We start from the raw sequence: 16,207 nt of genomic DNA, 5'->3' as shown, positions 1-16,207 counted from the left end.
ATAATCACTGTGGCCTGTGGGCCGAGGACAGCAACGATGTCGGATTACATCCAAGAGCAGGGTGCGACGGCCAGCAGCGCCAGCCGTCGTGAAGAAAGAAAGATCATTTTCGCGTCATCCCTCGGGACGGTTTTCGAGTGGTATGACTTTTTTCTCTATGGCGCGCTGGCGGCGGTCATCAGCAAGCAGTTCTTTGCTGGGGTCAACGACACCACGGCCTTCATCTTTGCCTTGATGGCCTTCGCCGCCGGCTTCCTGGTTCGCCCCTTCGGTGCGCTGGTGTTTGGCCGGCTGGGCGACATGATTGGGCGCAAGTACACCTTCCTGGTGACCATCGTGCTGATGGGCCTGTCGACCTTTGCCGTCGGCCTGCTGCCCACCTATGCCAGCATTGGTATTGCGGCACCGATCATCCTGGTGATCCTGCGCATGCTGCAGGGCCTGGCGCTTGGGGGCGAGTACGGTGGCGCGGCTACCTACGTGGCCGAGCATGCCCCGCAGGGTAAACGCGGCTTCCATACCGGTTTCATTCAATCCACCGCCACCCTGGGCCTGCTGCTGTCGTTGCTGGTCGTACTGGGCAGCCGTTACATCAGTGGTGACCAGTTCGAAACCTGGGGCTGGCGCCTGCCGTTCCTGCTGTCGATTTTCCTGTTGGCGATTTCCACCTGGATTCGCATGAGCATGCATGAGTCGCCTGCCTTCGTGAAAATGAAGGCCCAGGGCAAGATCAGCAAATCGCCGATCCGCGAGTCGTTCACCTCCTGGCCGAACCTCAAGGTGGTGCTCACTGCCCTGTTCAGCATCAATGCTGGCCAGGCGGTGACCTTCTACACCGCGCAGTTCTACGTGCTGTTCTTCATGACCCAGATGCTCAAGATGGACCCCGCCCAGGCCAACACGCTGCTGATCATCAGTGTGGTGATCGGCGCGCCGTTCTTCGTGTTCTTCGGTTGGCTGTCGGACCGTATCGGGCGTAAGCCGATTCTGATGCTCGGCCTGCTGCTGGCGACGGTGCTGTACTTCCCGCTGTTCAAGGCGCTCAGCCATTACGCCAACCCGCAGATCGACGCCGCCAGCCGCCAGGCACCGATCGTCGTGACCGCCGACCCGCAGGGCTGCACCTTCCAGTTCGACCCGGTTGGCAAGGCGCGCTTCGACAGCCCATGCGACAAGGTCAAGACGTTCCTGGTCAAGCAGGGCCTGCCGTACAGCTCGGTGAGCGTGGCTGGCAGCGAGGTGGTGGTCAACATTGGCGACAAGACCATCAATGGTTTCGACGACGCCGCCATGCGCTCGGCGATCGAGCAGGCGGGGTACCCAGCCAAGGCTGATCCGGGGCAGGTCAACGAGGTGATGGTGGTGGTGCTGATCGTGGCGATGATCCTGATCGCGACCATGACCTATGGCCCACTGGCGGCGGTGATGGTCGAGCTGTTCCCGACCCGTATCCGCTATACCTCGATGTCCCTGCCCTACCACATCGGCAACGGCTGGTTCGGTGGCTTCCTGCCGACGGTGTCGTTCGCGCTGGTGGTGTATACCGGGGATATCTTCTACGGGCTGTGGTACCCGGTGCTGGTGACCGGCATCAGCCTGGTGGTGGGGATTTTCTGCCTGAAAGAAACCAAGGACGTGGACATCGACAAGGTCTGACATACCTCAGGTTCACCCATAAAAAAACCGGCTTTAAAAGCCGGTTTTTTTATGCCGCGAAAAAACTTATGCACGTTTTTCGCAAATCTGTCATGTGAAGAAATAAACAGCTAATTCAATCACTTACTGCATACATAGAACAGATCGCAGAAAAACTGCTCACAAGTTATCCACAGAAACTCAAGCAGTCTGCTCCTGTGGCTTTTCAGCCGCGGGTGGCAGCGAACCCAGGGCCCTTTGCGTGGCCTCGTTCCAGGCGGCGGCGCGGTCATTGAGCTCGGCAATTGCACGAGGGCCGGTGCCGTTGGCGTACATTGGCTCACCGATCACCACCTCGATGGTGCCCGCACGCTTGCCCCAGCCAGCCTTGGGCCAGAACTTGCCCGCGTTGTGCGCAATGGGCAGCACCGGCAGGCCGGCATTGACCGCCAGCGCGGTACCGCCACGGGAGAACTTGCCGACGGTGCCAAACGGCACGCGGGTGCCCTCTGGGAAGATCAGCACCCACACACCCTGCTTGAGCAGTTCATCACCTTGGCTGGCGACCTGACGCAGGGCTTCTTTAGGGTTGTCGCGGTTGATCGCGATGGGCCGCAGCATGGCCATGGCCCAGCCGAAGAACGGCACGTACAGCAGCTCGCGCTTGAGCACTTGGCTGAGCGGCGAGAAGTACTGGGAAAGGAAGAAGGTCTCCCAGGTGCTCTGATGGTTGGACAGGATCACACACGGCTCATTCGGCACATTCTCGGCGCCGGTGATCTTGTAATCGATGCCAAGGATGGTGCGGGTCAAAAATAACGCGCAACGGCACCAGTACACGTTGATGAACGTGTAACGCTTGGGGAACGACAAGAATGGCGCGACAAAAAAGCTCAGGGAGCACCACAGCAACGAGCTGGTGCCCAGCAGCAGGTAAAAAAGAAAGATTCTGATCGCCTGCAGGATCGACATAGTGGCATGTACCGTTGCGGGGCGTGCCCGCCTGAGAAAATGCGCCCTAAGGCGCACTGTTTAAATTAGTTCTCTGGCGATAGCTGCCAGATCGTCGAAAATCAGTGTAGTTTCAGGGACACCTTTTTCCAGGGTTCGCTCGCCCTTGCCGGTTTTCACCAACACGGGTTGTGCACCGACGGCCAGGGCGGCCTGAAGGTCACCTTGGCTGTCGCCGACAAACCACACGCCGCCAAGGTCGGCCTGGTAGTGCTCGGCAATCGCCCGCAGCATGCCCGGCTTGGGCTTGCGGCAATCGCAGCCTTCATCCGGGCCATGTGGGCAATAGACGATATGGCCCACTTCGCCGCCCTGCTCGGCCACCAACGCACGCAGGCGCGCGTGCATGGCCTCGAGGGTTTGCACCGGGTAATAGCCGCGGGCAATGCCGGACTGGTTGGTGGCCACGGCCACCGTCCAGCCCGCTTTGCTCAACTGCGCGATGGCCTCGACCGAGCCGGGGATGGGGATCCACTCCTCCAGCGACTTGATGTAAGCGTCGGAGTCATAGTTGATCACCCCGTCTCGATCGAGAATCAGCAGTTTCAAGGCTTACCCCAGCAGCGAGATGTCGGCCACACCCAGGAACAGACCGCGCAGGCGGCTGAGCAGGGCATAACGGTTGGCGCGGACCTTGGCGTCCTCGGCGTTGACCATCACCGCCTCGAAGAAGGCGTCGACCGGGTCACGCAGGGCTGCCAGGCGGGCCAGCGACTCGCTGTACTGACGCGCAGCGGCCATCGGTTGCACGGCCTGGTCGGCCTGCTGAATGGCCGAGTACAGGGAGAACTCGTTGGCGTTGTCGAAGTACTTCGGCTCGACCTGTTCGGCGATGGCGCCTTCGGCCTTGCTCAGCAGGTTCGATACGCGCTTGTTCACCGCGGCCAGGGCTTCGGCTTCCGGCAGTTTGCGGAACGCCTGCACGGCCTGCACACGCTGGTCGAAGTCCAGGGCAGAGCCCGGCTTCAGGGCACGTACCGACAGGTAGGTGGCCACGTCGATGCCTTCGTCTTCGTAGCGTGCACGCAGGCGATCGAAGATGAACTCCAGCACTTGCTCAGCCAGGCCGGCAGCCTTGACCTTGGCACCGAACTGCTTGACCGCGAACTCGGCCGCACCGGTCAGGTCCAGGTCCAGCTGCTTCTCAATCAGGATGCGCAGCACGCCCAGCGCAGCGCGGCGCAGTGCGTACGGGTCTTTACTACCGGTTGGCAGCATGCCGATACCGAAGATACCGACCAGGGTGTCGAGTTTGTCAGCGATCGCCACGGCAGCACCGGTGACGGTCTCTGGCAGCTCGGCGCCAGCACCGCGCGGCATGTACTGCTCGTTCAGGGCCAGGGCGACGTCTTGCGGCTCGCCATCGTTGAGCGCGTAGTAGTAACCGGCAACGCCCTGCATCTCAGGGAACTCGCCGACCATCTCGGTGGCCAGGTCGCACTTGGACAGCAGGCCGGCACGCGCGGCGCGCTGGGCGTCGCCGCCAATCAGCGGGGCAATGAACGCGGCCAGCTTGGAAACACGCTCGGCCTTGTCGTACACGGTGCCCAGTTGAGCCTGGAACACCACGTTCTTGAGGCGCTCGTTGAAGGTTTCTAGCGGCTGCTTCTTGTCTTGCTTGAAGAAGAACTCGGCATCGGTCAGGCGTGGGCGCACGACCTTTTCGTTGCCTTCGATGATCTGCTTCGGGTCACGGCTTTCGACGTTGGCCACGGTGATGAAGCGCGGCAGCAGCTTGCCTTCGCTGTCCAGCAGGCAGAAGTACTTCTGGTTGTCCTGCATAGTGGTGATCAGGGCTTCTTGCGGCACGTCGAGGAAACGCTCCTCGAACGAGCACACCAGCGGCACTGGCCACTCGACCAGCGCGGTCACTTCGTCCAGCAGCGCCGGCGGCACGATGGCGCTGCCTTCCTGCTGCAGGGCCAGTTCGGCGGTGCGCTTGGCAATCAGCTCGCGGCGCTCGGCGAAGTCGGCCAGCACGTAGGCTTTGCGCAGGTCTTCGACGTAGTTGGCCGGGGTGGTGATAACCACGTTTTCCGGGTGGTGGAAGCGGTGGCCACGGGACTCACGGCCGGCCTGCTGGGCGAGGATGGTGCAGTCGACGACCTGGTCGCCAAGCAGCATCACCAGCCACTGGGTTGGGCGCACGAACTCTTCGCGGCTGGCGCCCCAGCGCATGCGCTTAGGGATCGGCAGGTCGTTGAGCGAGTCTTCGACGATGGTCGGCAGCAGGCTGGTAGTGGCCTTGCCCGGGATGTGCTGGGAGAAACGCAGCTTGGCGCCGCTCTGGTCGATTTCCGACAGCTCTACACCGCACTTCTTGGCAAAGCCCAGGGCCGCTTGGGTCGGCTCGCCGTCTTTGAAAGCAGCCTGCAGGGGCGGGCCGTCGATGTTGATGCTGCGGTCAGGCTGCTGCACGTCGAGTTGGCGGATCAGTACGGCCAGGCGGCGCGGCGCGGCGTATACCGATTTGCTGGCGTAGTTCAGGCCAGCGGCCTGCAGGCCTTTCTCGATACCGGCCAGGAAGGCGTCGCCCAGGCTGGCGAGGGCCTTGGGTGGCAGCTCTTCGGTGCCCAGTTCTACCAGGAAATCTTGAGCACTCATTGTGCAGCCTCCAGCTTAGCCAACACTTCGTCACGCAATTCAGGGGTGGCCATCGGGAAGCCCAGGCGTGCGCGGGCTTGCAGATAGCTTTGCGCCACGTCCCGGGCCAGGGTACGTACGCGCAGGATGTAACGCTGGCGCTCGGTCACCGAGATGGCGCGGCGGGCGTCGAGCAGGTTGAAGGTGTGCGAAGCCTTCAGGACCATTTCGTAGGTCGGCAGCGGCAGCTCCAGCTTGATCAGGCGGTTGGCTTCGCTTTCGTAGAAGTCGAACAGCTCGAACAGTTTCTCGACGTTGGCGTGTTCGAAGTTGTAGGTCGACTGCTCGACTTCGTTCTGGTGGAACACGTCGCCGTAGGTAACCTTGCCGAACGGGCCATCGGCCCATACCAGGTCGTAGACCGAATCGACACCCTGGATGTACATGGCCAGGCGTTCGAGGCCGTAGGTGATTTCACCGGTGACCGGGTAGCACTCGATGCCGCCCACTTGCTGGAAGTAGGTGAACTGGGTCACCTCCATGCCGTTGAGCCAGATTTCCCAGCCCAGGCCCCAGGCGCCGAGGGTTGGCGATTCCCAGTTGTCTTCGACGAAACGGATATCGTGGACCAGCGGATCCAGGCCAATGGCTTTCAGCGAGCCGAGGTACAGCTCCTGGAAGTTGGCCGGGTTCGGCTTGAGCACCACCTGGAACTGGTAGTAGTGCTGCAGGCGGTTTGGGTTTTCGCCATACCGCCCGTCGGCAGGGCGACGGCTAGGCTGCACGTAGGCGGCGTTCCAGGTCTCTGGGCCGACGGCGCGCAGGAACGTGGCGGTATGGAAAGTGCCGGCGCCTACTTCCATATCGTAGGGCTGAAGCACCACACAACCTTGAGCTGCCCAGTAGTTCTGCAGGGCGAGGATCAGGTCTTGGAAGGTACGCACGGCTGGCGTAGGCTGGCTCACGAAATTCACCTGTATCTGGGGATGCGGATGTAAAGAGCGGGAGTATAACCTGATTCGCCTCGCCCTCTACTCATTGGAGCCTTATGCCACGCTGCTTTTGGTGTACCGACGATCCGTTGTACCAGGCCTACCACGACCAGGAATGGGGAACACCGCAGCGTGATCCGGCGTTGCTGTTCGAGATGCTTTTGCTCGAAGGGTTCCAGGCGGGGCTGTCATGGATCACGGTTTTACGTAAACGCGAGCGTTATCGCGAGGTGATGCATGGTTTCGACCCGGTGAAGTTGGCGCAGATGAGCGATGAACGGATCGAAGCACTGATGCTCGACGCCGGCATCATCCGCAACCGCCTCAAGCTCAAGGCGGCCCGGCGCAACGCCCAGGCCTGGCTGGCTGTGGATAACCCAGCCGAGTGGCTCTGGTCGTTTGTGGGCGGCACGCCCAAAGTCAACCATTTCAAGGACCGAAGCGAAATGCCTGCCGTTACCGATGAAGCGAAGGCAATGAGCAAGGCCCTACAAAAAGCCGGCTTCACGTTTGTCGGCCCAACCATCTGTTATGCCTTCATGCAGGCCACCGGTATGGTCATGGACCACACCACCGATTGTGATCGCTACGCCGCCTTGGCGCGCTGACGGGGTACAATGCGCGCCTTGCTGAAATAAGGAATTCGCCTGTGGAAAAGTTCAAGGGCGCCCTGATGGTCGGGGTGCTTCGACTGTTCGCCAAGTTGCCCTGGGGCGCTGTGCAGCGCGTCGGCGCCGGTATCGGCTGGCTGATGTGGAAGGTCCCGAACGGGTCGCGCAACGTGGTGCGTATCAACCTCGCCAAGTGTTTCCCGGAGATGGACCCGGCCGAACGTGAGCAACTGGTCGGCCGCGCGCTGAGAGACATCGGCAAATCCTTTGTCGAAAGCGCTTGTGCCTGGATCTGGCCACCGCAGCGTTCGCTGGAACTGGTCAAGGAAGTGCACGGCCTGGAAGTGCTGGAGCAGGCCCTGGCCTCGGGCAAGGGCGTGGTGGGCATCACCAGCCATCTGGGTAACTGGGAAGTGTTGAACCACTTCTATTGCAACCAGTGCAAACCGATCATCTTCTACCGCCCGCCGAAGCTCAAAGCTGTGGATGATTTGTTGCGTGAACAGCGGGTGCAGATGGGTAACCGTGTGGCGCCTTCGACCAAGGAAGGCATCCTCAGCGTGATCAAGGAAGTGCGCCGCGGGGGCCAGGTGGGCATTCCTGCCGACCCGGAACCTGCTGAGTCGGCGGGTGTGTTCGTGCCGTTCCTGGGCACCCAGGCGCTGACCAGCAAGTTCGTGCCGAACATGCTGGCCGGTGGCAAGGCGGTGGGTGTGTTCCTGCATGCGTTGCGGCTGCCGGACGGGTCTGGGTTCCGGGTGATTCTGGAAGCGGCGCCGGAGGCGATGTACAGCACGGATGTGACCGAGTCGGCGGCGGCCATGAGCAAGGTGGTCGAGCGGTATGTGCGTGAGTATCCGAGCCAGTACATGTGGAGCATGAAGCGCTTCAAGAAGCGCCCGGCTGGCGAAGCGCGCTGGTATTGATGTTTTTGGGGGCGCGTTGCGCCCCTTTCGCGACACAAGGCCGCTCCTACAAAGGATCGCGGTTATCTGTAGGAGCGGCCTTGCGTCGCGATGGGCTGCGCAGCAGCCCCGGCAATCTCAGACCCTGTTCAGCTTCTTAAGGAACACCGCCATCTCTTTCTCGGCCTGCTTATCCCCATGGGCCTGCGCCGCCACGATCCCGTCCTCCCAGGCCTTGCGCGCCGCCGCCAAATCCCCCTGCAACTGATACGCCTTACCCAGCAACTTCCACGCCGCCGAATACTTAGGGTCCTGCTCCACGCAACGCGCCAGGTGCACCGCCGCCTCAGCGCCATTGCCCTCGTCCAGCCAGGCCTTGCCAAGGCCGAACCTCAACAGCGGGTTATCCACACCCTTGGCCAGCATCTTCTCCAGCGATTCGCGCATGCCCTCTTCTCCTAGAAGAAACTCAAGCCGACGTGGAACAGCTTCTCCACATCCCGAATGTGCTTTTTATCCACAACGAACAGAATCACATGGTCACCCGATTCGATCACCGTGTCGTCGTGGGCAATCATCACCTCTTCGTCACGAATGATCGCGCCGATGGTGGTGCCTGGCGGCAGGGCAATGTCTTCGATGGCCTTGCCGACCACTTTGCTCGACTTCGAATCGCCATGCGCCACGGCTTCGATGGCCTCGGCCGCGCCGCGGCGCAGGGAGTGCACGCTGACGATATCGCCACGCCGCACGTGGGCCAGCAAGGTGCCGATGGTGGCCAACTGCGGGCTGATGGCGATGTCGATCTCGCCGCCCTGCACCAGGTCCACATAGGCCGGGTTGTTGATGATGGTCATCACCTTGCGCGCACCCAGGCGCTTGGCCAGCAGCGACGACATGATGTTGGCCTCGTCGTCGTTGGTCAGGGCCAGGAAGATGTCGGCGTCGGCGATGTTCTCTTCGAGCATCAGGTCCTTGTCCGACGCACTGCCCTGCAGCACCACGGTGCTTTCAAGGCTATCGGAGAGGTGACGGCAGCGGGCCGGGTTCATCTCGATGATCTTCACCTGATAGCGGCTTTCGATGGCCTCGGCCAAGCGCTCGCCAATCTGCCCGCCACCGGCGATGACCACGCGCTTGTTGGTCTCGTCGATGCGTCGCAGCTCGCCCATCACGGCGCGGATGTCTTTTTTCGCCGCGATGAAGAACACTTCGTCATCGGCCTCGATCACGGTGTCGCCGCGTGGGGTGATTGGCCGGTCACGGCGGAAGATCGCCGCCACACGGGTGTCGACGTTGGGCATGTGCGCACGGATCTGGCGCAACTGCTGGCCCACCAGCGGGCCGCCGTAGTACGCCTTGACCGCCACCAGTTGCGCCTTGCCTTCGGCGAAGTCGATTACCTGCAGTGAACCTGGGTGCTCGATCAGGCGCTTGATGTAGTTGGTTACCACCTGCTCGGGACTGATCAGCACGTCGACCGGAATGTGGTCGTTGTGGAACAGCTCTTCGCGGGTGAGGTAGGCCGATTCCCGTACCCGAGCGATCTTGGTCGGGGTGTGGAACAACGAGTAGGCGACCTGGCAGGCCACCATGTTGGTCTCGTCGCTGTTGGTCACCGCCACCAGCATGTCGGCGTCGTCGGCGCCGGCCTGGCGCAGCACCGTCGGCAGCGAGCCGCGGCCTTGCACCGTGCGGATGTCCAGGCGGTCGCCGAGGTCGCGCAGGCGCTCGCCATCGGTGTCGACCACGGTAATGTCGTTGGCCTCGCTGGCCAGGTGTTCTGCCAGCGTACCGCCCACCTGCCCCGCGCCGAGGATGATGATCTTCATCCGCTACTCCCTAACCGTTGTGCTTATCCGCGTGACGCGGCGATCTTGATCAGCTTGGCATAGTAGAACCCGTCGTGGCCGCCTTCCTGGGCCAGCAACTGGCGGCCATGTGGCTGGCGCAGGCCGGCCTCGGTGGCCAGGTCCAACTCACGGGCGCCCGGGGTGCGGGCGAGGAAGGCGTCGATCACCTCGGTGTTCTCGGTCGGCAAGCTCGAGCAGGTGGCGTAAAGCAGCATGCCGCCCACTTCCAGGGTCGGCCACAGGGCATCGAGCAGCTCGCCTTGCAACGTGGCCAGGGCCGGAATGTCGTCGGCCTGACGGGTCAGCTTGATGTCCGGGTGGCGGCGGATTACGCCGGTGGCCGAGCACGGGGCGTCGAGCAGGATGCGCTGGAACGTTTTGCCGTCCCACCAGCTGGCGGTGTCGCGGGCATCGCAGGCGATCAGCTCGGCGTCCAGTTGCAGGCGATCGAGGTTCTCGCGCACGCGGGTCAGGCGCTTGGCTTCCAGGTCGATGGCCACCACCTGCGCCAGGCCAGCTTCGGCCTCGAGCAAGTGGCAAGTCTTGCCGCCCGGGGCACAGCAGGCGTCGAGCACGCGTTGGCCGGGGGCCAGTTCGAGCAGGTCGGCGGACAGTTGCGCAGCTTCGTCCTGCACGCTTACCCAGCCTTCGGCAAAGCCAGGCAGGCTGCGCACATCGCAGGGCTCGTTCAGCACGATGCCGTCACGGCTGTACTGGCAGGCGCTGGCGCCCACGCCGGCCTCAGCCAGCAAGGCCAGGTAGGCATCGCGGCTATGGTGGCGGCGGTTGACCCGCAAAATCATCGGCGGGTGGGCGTTGTTGGCGGCGCAGATGGCTTCCCATTGCTCGGGCCAGAAGGCCTTCAGCGATTTCTGCAGCCAGCGCGGGTGGGCAGTGCGCACCACCGGGTCGCGCTCCATGCCCGCGAGCAGCGCTTCGCCTTCACGCTGCGCGCGGCGCAGCACGGCGTTGAGCAGGCCTTTGGCCCACGGCTTTTTCAGCTTGTCGGCGCAACCCACGGTTTCGCCGATGGCGGCGTGCGCCGGAATGCGCGTGTAGAACAGCTGGTACAGGCCGACCAGCATCAAGGCCTGCACATCGGCATCGGCAGCTTTGAACGGCTTCTGCAGCAACTGCGCAGCGAGCAGGTCGAGGCGCGGCTGCCAGCGGGCGGTGCCGAAGGCTAGGTCTTGGGTCAGGCCCCGGTCGCGCTCGTCGACCTTGTCCAGTTGTGCCGGCAACGAGCTGTTCAGCGAAGCCTTGCCGCTGAGCACAGCGGCCAAGGCACGGGCGGCGGCCAGGCGAGGGTTCATTGGCCGAGCACCTTGCCGTTGGCGAATTTCTCGCGGCGGCTGTTGAACAGGTCGCTGAAGTTCAGCGCCTTGCCGCCGGGCAGTTGCAGGCGAGTCAGGCTCAGTGCCTGGTCACCGCAGGCGACTACCAGGCCGTCCTTGCTGGCAGACAGGATCTCGCCTGGGGCGCCGTTGCCTGTGGACAACGTGGCAGCCAGCACTTTCACGCTTTCGCCGTCCAGGGTGCTGTGGCACACCGGCCACGGGTTGAAGGCACGCACCAGGCGCTCCAGCTCCACGGCTGGGCGGCTCCAGTCAATGCGTGCTTCGTCTTTGTTCAGCTTGTGGGCATAGGTGGCCAGGGCGTCATCCTGGGCTTCACCCTGCAGCGAGCCGTCGGCAAGGCCAGCAATGGCTTTAATCACCGCAGGCGGGCCCATTTCGGCGAGGCGGTCATGCAGCGTGCCGCCGGTGTCTTCGGCGCTGATCGGGGTGACCACTTTGAGCAGCATCGGGCCGGTGTCCAGGCCCGCTTCCATGCGCATCACGGTCACGCCGCTCTCAGCATCGCCGGCTTCCACGGCGCGCTGGATCGGCGCCGCACCGCGCCAGCGTGGCAGCAAGGAGGCGTGGCTGTTGATGCAACCAAGGCGCGGAATATCCAGCACGGCCTGGGGCAGGATCAGGCCGTAGGCGACCACCACCATCAGGTCGGGCTTGAGCGCGGCGAGTTCCGCCTGGGCATCGGCATTGCGCAGGGTTGGCGGCTGCAGCACCGGGATGTCGTGGGCCACGGCCAGTGCCTTGACCGCGCTCGGCATGAGCTTCTGGCCACGCCCGGCTGGGCGGTCCGGCTGGGTGTAGACGGCCACGATCTCATAGGGGCTGTCGAGCAGTGCCTTGAGGTGTTCGGCGGCAAACTCTGGAGTGCCTGCGAAGACGATGCGCATGGAGTTCTCGCTGCAAAAAAGAAAAAGGCTTGCCGGAGCAAGCCTTCTGGAAGGTGGGGATCAGGCTTGCTGGCGGTGCTGCTTTTCCAGCTTCTTCTTGATCCGGTCGCGTTTGAGCGTGGACAGGTAGTCGACGAACAGCTTGCCGTTGAGGTGATCGAACTCGTGCTGCACGCACACGGCCAGCAGGCCTTCGGCTTCGAGCTCGAACGGCTTGCCGTCGCGGTCCTGGGCTTTGACGCGCACCCGCAGGGGGCGGTCGACGTTTTCGTAGAAGCCAGGCACCGACAGGCAACCTTCCTGGTACTGGCCCATGTCGTGGGTCAGTTCTTCGACGACGGGGTTGATGAAGACCCGCGGCTCGCTGCGGTCTTCGCTCAGGTCCATCACCACCACTTGCTTGTGGACGTTGACCTGAGTGGCAGCCAGGCCGATGCCAGGCGCTTCATACATGGTTTCAAACATGTCGTCGATCAGCTGGCTCAGGGCGTCGTCGAACACCGTCACCGGTTTGGCGAGGGTGCGCAGGCGCGGGTCCGGGAATTCGAGAATGTTCAAGATGGCCATAAGGTCGGGCAGTCACTGTGCGTTCGGTTGAAAACTGAGCACACATAATAAAGGTAATCGGGGGATTCGGCACCTGGCAAAGCTCGGCTAGGGTTTAAACGGACGGCTTATCACCCATTTGATGGACAGGTTGTCAAAGCGTTATCAACACAGTTATCCACAGGTTGTGCCACGTCGATGGCCCCGTTTCGATCAAGGATGATCCTCATGTTGACCCACCATTCGTCGCCTTGCGCGCCTGCCGAACTGGAGGCGAGGTTGCGCCTGCACCGCCTGCCGGACACAGGGTTACGCCGCTTTCACAGCCTGCTGAAAGCTTTTGGCAGCGCTTCTTCGGCGCTGAGTGCGCCGGCCGCAGCCTGGCGCGCACTGGGCATTCCGCAAGCCAGCATCGAAGCCCGAAGAAGCGCCGAAGTGCGTGACGGTGCACTGGCTGCAATGGCCTGGTTAGAGCGCCCGGGCCAGCATTTACTGATGTGGGACAGCCCTGGCTACCCTGCTCTGCTGGCCGAAACCGACGACCCGCCGCCGTTGCTTTTCGTCGCTGGCGACCCCGCATTACTGGAAAGGCCACAGTTGGCAATTGTGGGCAGCAGGCGTGCTTCACCGCCCGCGCTCGACACTGCCCGAGCATTTTCCCGCTACTTGGCGCAGACGGGTTTTACCATTACCAGCGGCCTGGCACTGGGTATCGATGGTGCCGCTCATCGGGCAGCATTGCAGGCCGGGGGCGGCACAATTGGGGTGCTCGGGACGGGGCTGCAAAAACTTTATCCACAGCGCCATCGCGAGCTTGCCCAAGCGATGATCGACAGCGGCAGCGCGCTGGTTTCAGAGTACCCGCTGGATGCCGGCCCGCTGCCGGGCAATTTTCCGCGGCGTAATCGCATCATCAGTGGCTTGTCGCTGGGCGTATTGGTTGTGGAGGCGAGCCTGGCCAGTGGCTCGCTGATCACGGCGCGCTTGGCGGCTGAGCAGGGCCGCGAGGTGTATGCCATCCCAGGCTCCATCCACCACCCAGGTGCCAAAGGCTGCCACCAGTTGATTCGCGACGGTGCGCTGCTAGTGGAGAGCGTGGAACAGATTCTGGAAAGCCTGCAGGGCTGGCAGAACCTGCCCCCGGCCATTGTTGAACAGCGTGATCACCCCCTGCTCGCCTTGCTGCATGCCGCGCCCCAGACTACCGAGAGCCTGGCCCACTGCAGCGAACTGACGTTGGCTCAGGTGATGGCGCAGCTCACCGAACTGGAGCTTGAAGGGCGGGTCAGCAATGAAGCCGGGCGTTGGTTTGCCCGCGTTGGCTAAGTACACTGCTCACAAGCAAGGTATATAGGCGGAGAGACAGCAATGGTGAGCAGTTTTCGTGTGCAACAAGCCGCACGTGAGATCCGGGCGGGCGCGGTTATCGCCTACCCGACGGAAGCGGTCTGGGGCCTGGGCTGTGACCCGTGGAACGAGGACGCGGTGTATCGCCTGCTGGCGCTCAAGTCGCGGCCTGTGGATAAAGGGTTGATCCTGATCGCCGACAATATCCGCCAGTTCGACTTTTTGTTTGAAGATTTCCCCGAGGACTGGATTGACCGCATGGGCAGCACCTGGCCAGGCCCGAACACCTGGCTGGTACCGCACCAGGACCTGTTGCCGGAGTGGGTGACCGGGCAGCACGACACGGTGGCGCTGCGGGTCAGTGACCACCCGCAGGTGCGTGAGCTGTGCGCGCTGGTCGGGCCGCTGATTTCCACCTCGTGCAACCCCGGCGGTCGCCCGGCGGCGAAGAGCCGCTTGCGGGTGGAGCAGTACTTCCATGGCCAGCTGGACATGGTGTTGGGCGGGGCGTTGGGCGGGCGGAAGAACCCAAGTGTGATTCGCAACCTGGCGACGGGCGAAGTCGTTCGCCCGGGCTAAATTGCCAAGCGCCGATACCCCTCCTTGTGGGAGCGGGCTTGCCCCGCGAAGAGGCCAGCCCAGGCGGCCAGTGTGTATGGCCAGGGCTTCGCCCTGGTTCGCGGGGCAAGCCCGCTCCTACAGTTGATCGAGTCGCCTGGAATCTCTCTGATCTTTATCCAAATGGCTGTCCGGCATTCAGTTTGGGAAAACTCCTACATCTCGTAACGAATACCATCACCTTCTCAGTGGGAAGTCCTGTCTCTAGGCTTCAGACCGTCGCCGAACAACTTGGCGATCGGGTGTGGTAGCCCGGATGCATCTTTTCCATGACAGTCTATGGCGGCTGTGCGCGGGAGGCTTTCGAGCCTGCCTGGTTTGGAAAATGCCCGGGTCTACCACCTCGCGTACAGCCGCCACCCGATCCACCCCTACCCAGCACCTCAACTCGAACCTGCATGCGATTGAAATGGCAGAGGGTGTGGTGGCGGCGATACTCGATGGCATCGAGTCGACCCCACAGCCGCAGAAGAAAGTGTGAGGGCTGACAGGTGCCTGCCTTGAGGGTTCTAGCGCCTGTGAAATCGAGCGCCGCCCGCGCGGCGCTTCGCAGCACAAGGCTGCTCCTACATTTGTTTCGGGCCAATCAATCCTGAGACACAGGCGCGCGGCCCCTGTGGCATCCACCTCGATATCGTGTGGAACAAACAAGGCGGTCGCGCGCGCTGGGACAGGCGTTACTGGCCCGAAACCGATGTAGGAGCAGCCTTGTGCTGCGAAGCGCCGCGCGGGCGGCGCTCGATCTACGCAACACCACAACAACCCAGCCAAGCACCTGGCCGCCCTGATGCGATCCCGTACCTAAATCAAGGCAACAAAACAGTCGACCCCACAGTCCGTCGCGCCGACAGCTCCGCCTGCGCCTTGGCCGCCTCACTCAGCGGATACCGCTGCTGGATATCCACAACCAGCTTCCCACTCGCAATCATCGCAAACAGGTCATCGGCCATGGCCTGGGTGTTCTCGGCATTGTTGGCATAGCTCGCCAGGGTCGGCCGGGTGACATACAGCGAGCCCTTCTGCGCCAGTATCCCCAGGTTCACCCCGCTCACCGCGCCCGAAGCATTGCCAAAGCTCACCATCAACCCACGCGGCTGCAGGCAGTCCAGCGAGGTCAGCCAGGTATCGGCGCCGACGCCGTCGTACACCACCGGGCATTTCTTGCCGTCGGTCAGCTCCAGTACGCGCTTGGCCACATCTTCATGGCTGTAGTCGATGGTTTCCCATGCCCCCAGCGCCTTGGCCCGCTCGGCCTTCTCAGCGGAGCTGACAGTACCGATCAGCTTGGCCCCCAGCGCCTTGGCCCATTGGCAGGCCAGCGAACCCACGCCACCGGCAGCGGCATGGAACAGGATCACGTCGCCCGGTTGCACCGCATAAGTCTGCTTGAGCAGGTACTGCACGGTCAGGCCTTTGAGCATCACCGCCGCTGCCTGCTCAAAGCTGATGTTATCCGGCAGTTTGACCAGGTTGGCCTCGGGCAGCGTATGCACTTCGCTGTAGGCACCCAGCGGGCCGCCGGCATGGGCTACCCGGTCGCCGACTTTCAGGCGGGTGACGCCCTCACCCACGGCTTCGACCACACCAGCGGCCTCGGTGCCGAGCCCGGAGGGCAAGGATGGCGGTGCGTACAAGCCGCTGCGGAAATAGGTGTCGATGAAGTTCAGGCCAATCGCCTGGTTACGCACGCGGACCTGCTGTGGCCCAGGTGGGGCGGGGTCGAACTCTACAAGCTGCAGAACTTCCGGGCCGCCATGCTGGCTGAACTGGATACGCTTGGCCATCTCGCACTCCTGTTGTCGGGATTGGTAACAGCCCTCTATCGGACGCCTTTGCTTGATCGCCGTCAACTGCGGCGCGTCAG

16 protein-coding genes are annotated in these 16,207 nt (G+C 62.8%); 6 read left to right on the top strand and 10 right to left on the bottom strand.

Annotation, left to right across the window (positions count from 1 at the left end):
* Positions 1 to 36: 36 nt before the first annotated feature.
* Positions 37 to 1,656 carry an MFS transporter gene (locus AB7M33_RS08880; protein ID WP_238209901.1) on the top strand — a complete coding sequence of 540 codons (1,620 nt, stop codon included), beginning with the start codon at positions 37 to 39 and terminating at the stop codon, positions 1,654 to 1,656.
* A 180-nt stretch (positions 1,657 to 1,836) separates the two neighbouring features.
* Here AB7M33_RS08880 and AB7M33_RS08875 read toward each other — a convergent pair whose 3' ends face one another.
* From AB7M33_RS08875 to glyQ, 4 genes are read right to left on the bottom strand one after another with little or no spacing between them, the layout of a single operon-like run.
* On the bottom strand, positions 1,837 to 2,607 hold the full coding sequence (locus AB7M33_RS08875) for a lysophospholipid acyltransferase family protein (protein WP_027592057.1): 771 nt from the start codon (positions 2,605 to 2,607) through the stop codon (positions 1,837 to 1,839).
* A gap of 60 nt (positions 2,608 to 2,667) precedes the next feature.
* Complete coding sequence (gene gmhB / locus AB7M33_RS08870) at positions 2,668 to 3,195, bottom strand: D-glycero-beta-D-manno-heptose 1,7-bisphosphate 7-phosphatase (RefSeq protein WP_027592056.1); 528 nt, start codon at positions 3,193 to 3,195, stop codon at positions 2,668 to 2,670.
* A gap of 3 nt (positions 3,196 to 3,198) precedes the next feature.
* The gene (glyS, locus tag AB7M33_RS08865) at positions 3,199 to 5,250 is read right to left on the bottom strand and encodes a glycine--tRNA ligase subunit beta (protein WP_085272131.1); all 2,052 of its coding nucleotides are present in this window, start codon (positions 5,248 to 5,250) and stop codon (positions 3,199 to 3,201) included.
* Positions 5,247 to 6,194, bottom strand: a complete 948-nt coding sequence (glyQ, locus tag AB7M33_RS08860) for a glycine--tRNA ligase subunit alpha (protein WP_027592054.1) — start codon at positions 6,192 to 6,194, stop codon at positions 5,247 to 5,249. Before glyQ ends, glyS begins: the two co-directional genes overlap by 4 nt.
* 83 nt (positions 6,195 to 6,277) lie before the next feature.
* Between glyQ and AB7M33_RS08855 the strand changes: the two genes are divergently transcribed.
* Together AB7M33_RS08855 and AB7M33_RS08850 are read left to right on the top strand one after the other, a co-directional pair.
* Positions 6,278 to 6,829 carry a DNA-3-methyladenine glycosylase I gene (locus tag AB7M33_RS08855; protein ID WP_027592053.1) on the top strand — a complete coding sequence of 184 codons (552 nt, stop codon included), beginning with the start codon at positions 6,278 to 6,280 and terminating at the stop codon, positions 6,827 to 6,829.
* A gap of 41 nt (positions 6,830 to 6,870) precedes the next feature.
* Positions 6,871 to 7,758: a lysophospholipid acyltransferase gene (locus AB7M33_RS08850; protein WP_099427974.1), complete on the top strand. Its 888-nt coding sequence runs from the start codon at positions 6,871 to 6,873 to the stop codon at positions 7,756 to 7,758.
* Between the two features lie 117 nt (positions 7,759 to 7,875).
* Here the strand turns inward: AB7M33_RS08850 and AB7M33_RS08845 are convergent, their stop codons facing one another.
* From AB7M33_RS08845 to def, 5 genes are read right to left on the bottom strand one after another with little or no spacing between them, the layout of a single operon-like run.
* Positions 7,876 to 8,184, bottom strand: a complete 309-nt coding sequence (locus AB7M33_RS08845; protein ID WP_099427975.1) for a tetratricopeptide repeat protein — start codon at positions 8,182 to 8,184, stop codon at positions 7,876 to 7,878.
* 11 nt (positions 8,185 to 8,195) lie between these two features.
* Positions 8,196 to 9,569: a Trk system potassium transporter TrkA gene (gene trkA / locus AB7M33_RS08840; protein WP_085272130.1), complete on the bottom strand. Its 1,374-nt coding sequence runs from the start codon at positions 9,567 to 9,569 to the stop codon at positions 8,196 to 8,198.
* A gap of 23 nt (positions 9,570 to 9,592) precedes the next feature.
* Positions 9,593 to 10,903: a 16S rRNA (cytosine(967)-C(5))-methyltransferase RsmB gene (rsmB, locus tag AB7M33_RS08835; protein WP_027592049.1), complete on the bottom strand. Its 1,311-nt coding sequence runs from the start codon at positions 10,901 to 10,903 to the stop codon at positions 9,593 to 9,595.
* On the bottom strand, positions 10,900 to 11,832 hold the full coding sequence (fmt, locus tag AB7M33_RS08830) for a methionyl-tRNA formyltransferase (protein ID WP_454242728.1): 933 nt from the start codon (positions 11,830 to 11,832) through the stop codon (positions 10,900 to 10,902). The genes rsmB and fmt overlap by 4 nt, the downstream gene beginning before the upstream one ends.
* 60 nt (positions 11,833 to 11,892) lie before the next feature.
* Positions 11,893 to 12,399, bottom strand: coding sequence for a peptide deformylase (def, locus tag AB7M33_RS08825; RefSeq protein WP_027592047.1), 507 nt, complete (start codon positions 12,397 to 12,399; stop codon positions 11,893 to 11,895).
* Between the two features lie 207 nt (positions 12,400 to 12,606).
* On the opposite strand from def, the gene dprA reads away from it, so the two are divergent.
* The 3 genes from dprA to AB7M33_RS08810 all read left to right on the top strand — a co-directional run bounded on the left by dprA (position 12,607) and on the right by AB7M33_RS08810 (position 14,824).
* A complete protein-coding gene (dprA, locus tag AB7M33_RS08820) occupies positions 12,607 to 13,704 on the top strand; it encodes a DNA-processing protein DprA (RefSeq protein WP_085272127.1) in 1,098 nt (365 codons plus the stop codon).
* A 42-nt stretch (positions 13,705 to 13,746) separates the two neighbouring features.
* Entirely contained in the window at positions 13,747 to 14,304 is a 558-nt protein-coding gene (locus AB7M33_RS08815) for an L-threonylcarbamoyladenylate synthase (protein WP_454242727.1), read from the top strand.
* Between the two features lie 364 nt (positions 14,305 to 14,668).
* Complete coding sequence (locus tag AB7M33_RS08810) at positions 14,669 to 14,824, top strand: hypothetical protein (protein ID WP_454244267.1); 156 nt, start codon at positions 14,669 to 14,671, stop codon at positions 14,822 to 14,824.
* Positions 14,825 to 15,149: 325 nt separating this feature from the next.
* Here the strand turns inward: AB7M33_RS08810 and AB7M33_RS08805 are convergent, their stop codons facing one another.
* A complete protein-coding gene (locus tag AB7M33_RS08805; RefSeq protein WP_027592043.1) occupies positions 15,150 to 16,127 on the bottom strand; it encodes an NADPH:quinone reductase in 978 nt (325 codons plus the stop codon).
* Positions 16,128 to 16,207 lie beyond the last annotated feature (80 nt).

Source organism: Pseudomonas sp. Y3 TE3536, from assembly GCF_053629175.1.
This window is presented reverse-complemented; position numbering and strand designations above follow the sequence as displayed.

What these genes read in the sequence shown, in the direction of transcription:
- trkA (WP_085272130.1), bottom strand. Translation starts at nt 9,569, where the DNA reads ATGAAGATCATCATCCTCGGCGCGGGGCAGGTGGGCGGTACGCTGGCA.
- dprA (WP_085272127.1), top strand. Translation starts at nt 12,607, where the DNA reads ATGTTGACCCACCATTCGTCGCCTTGCGCGCCTGCCGAACTGGAGGCG.
- AB7M33_RS08855 (WP_027592053.1), top strand. Translation starts at nt 6,278, where the DNA reads ATGCCACGCTGCTTTTGGTGTACCGACGATCCGTTGTACCAGGCCTAC.
- AB7M33_RS08845 (WP_099427975.1), bottom strand. Translation starts at nt 8,184, where the DNA reads ATGCGCGAATCGCTGGAGAAGATGCTGGCCAAGGGTGTGGATAACCCG.
- glyS (WP_085272131.1), bottom strand. Translation starts at nt 5,250, where the DNA reads ATGAGTGCTCAAGATTTCCTGGTAGAACTGGGCACCGAAGAGCTGCCA.
- AB7M33_RS08805 (WP_027592043.1), bottom strand. Translation starts at nt 16,127, where the DNA reads ATGGCCAAGCGTATCCAGTTCAGCCAGCATGGCGGCCCGGAAGTTCTG.
- AB7M33_RS08810 (WP_454244267.1), top strand. Translation starts at nt 14,669, where the DNA reads ATGCCCGGGTCTACCACCTCGCGTACAGCCGCCACCCGATCCACCCCT.
- def (WP_027592047.1), bottom strand. Translation starts at nt 12,399, where the DNA reads ATGGCCATCTTGAACATTCTCGAATTCCCGGACCCGCGCCTGCGCACC.
- AB7M33_RS08815 (WP_454242727.1), top strand. Translation starts at nt 13,747, where the DNA reads ATGGTGAGCAGTTTTCGTGTGCAACAAGCCGCACGTGAGATCCGGGCG.
- AB7M33_RS08875 (WP_027592057.1), bottom strand. Translation starts at nt 2,607, where the DNA reads ATGTCGATCCTGCAGGCGATCAGAATCTTTCTTTTTTACCTGCTGCTG.
- AB7M33_RS08880 (WP_238209901.1), top strand. Translation starts at nt 37, where the DNA reads ATGTCGGATTACATCCAAGAGCAGGGTGCGACGGCCAGCAGCGCCAGC.
- rsmB (WP_027592049.1), bottom strand. Translation starts at nt 10,903, where the DNA reads ATGAACCCTCGCCTGGCCGCCGCCCGTGCCTTGGCCGCTGTGCTCAGC.
- fmt (WP_454242728.1), bottom strand. Translation starts at nt 11,832, where the DNA reads ATGCGCATCGTCTTCGCAGGCACTCCAGAGTTTGCCGCCGAACACCTC.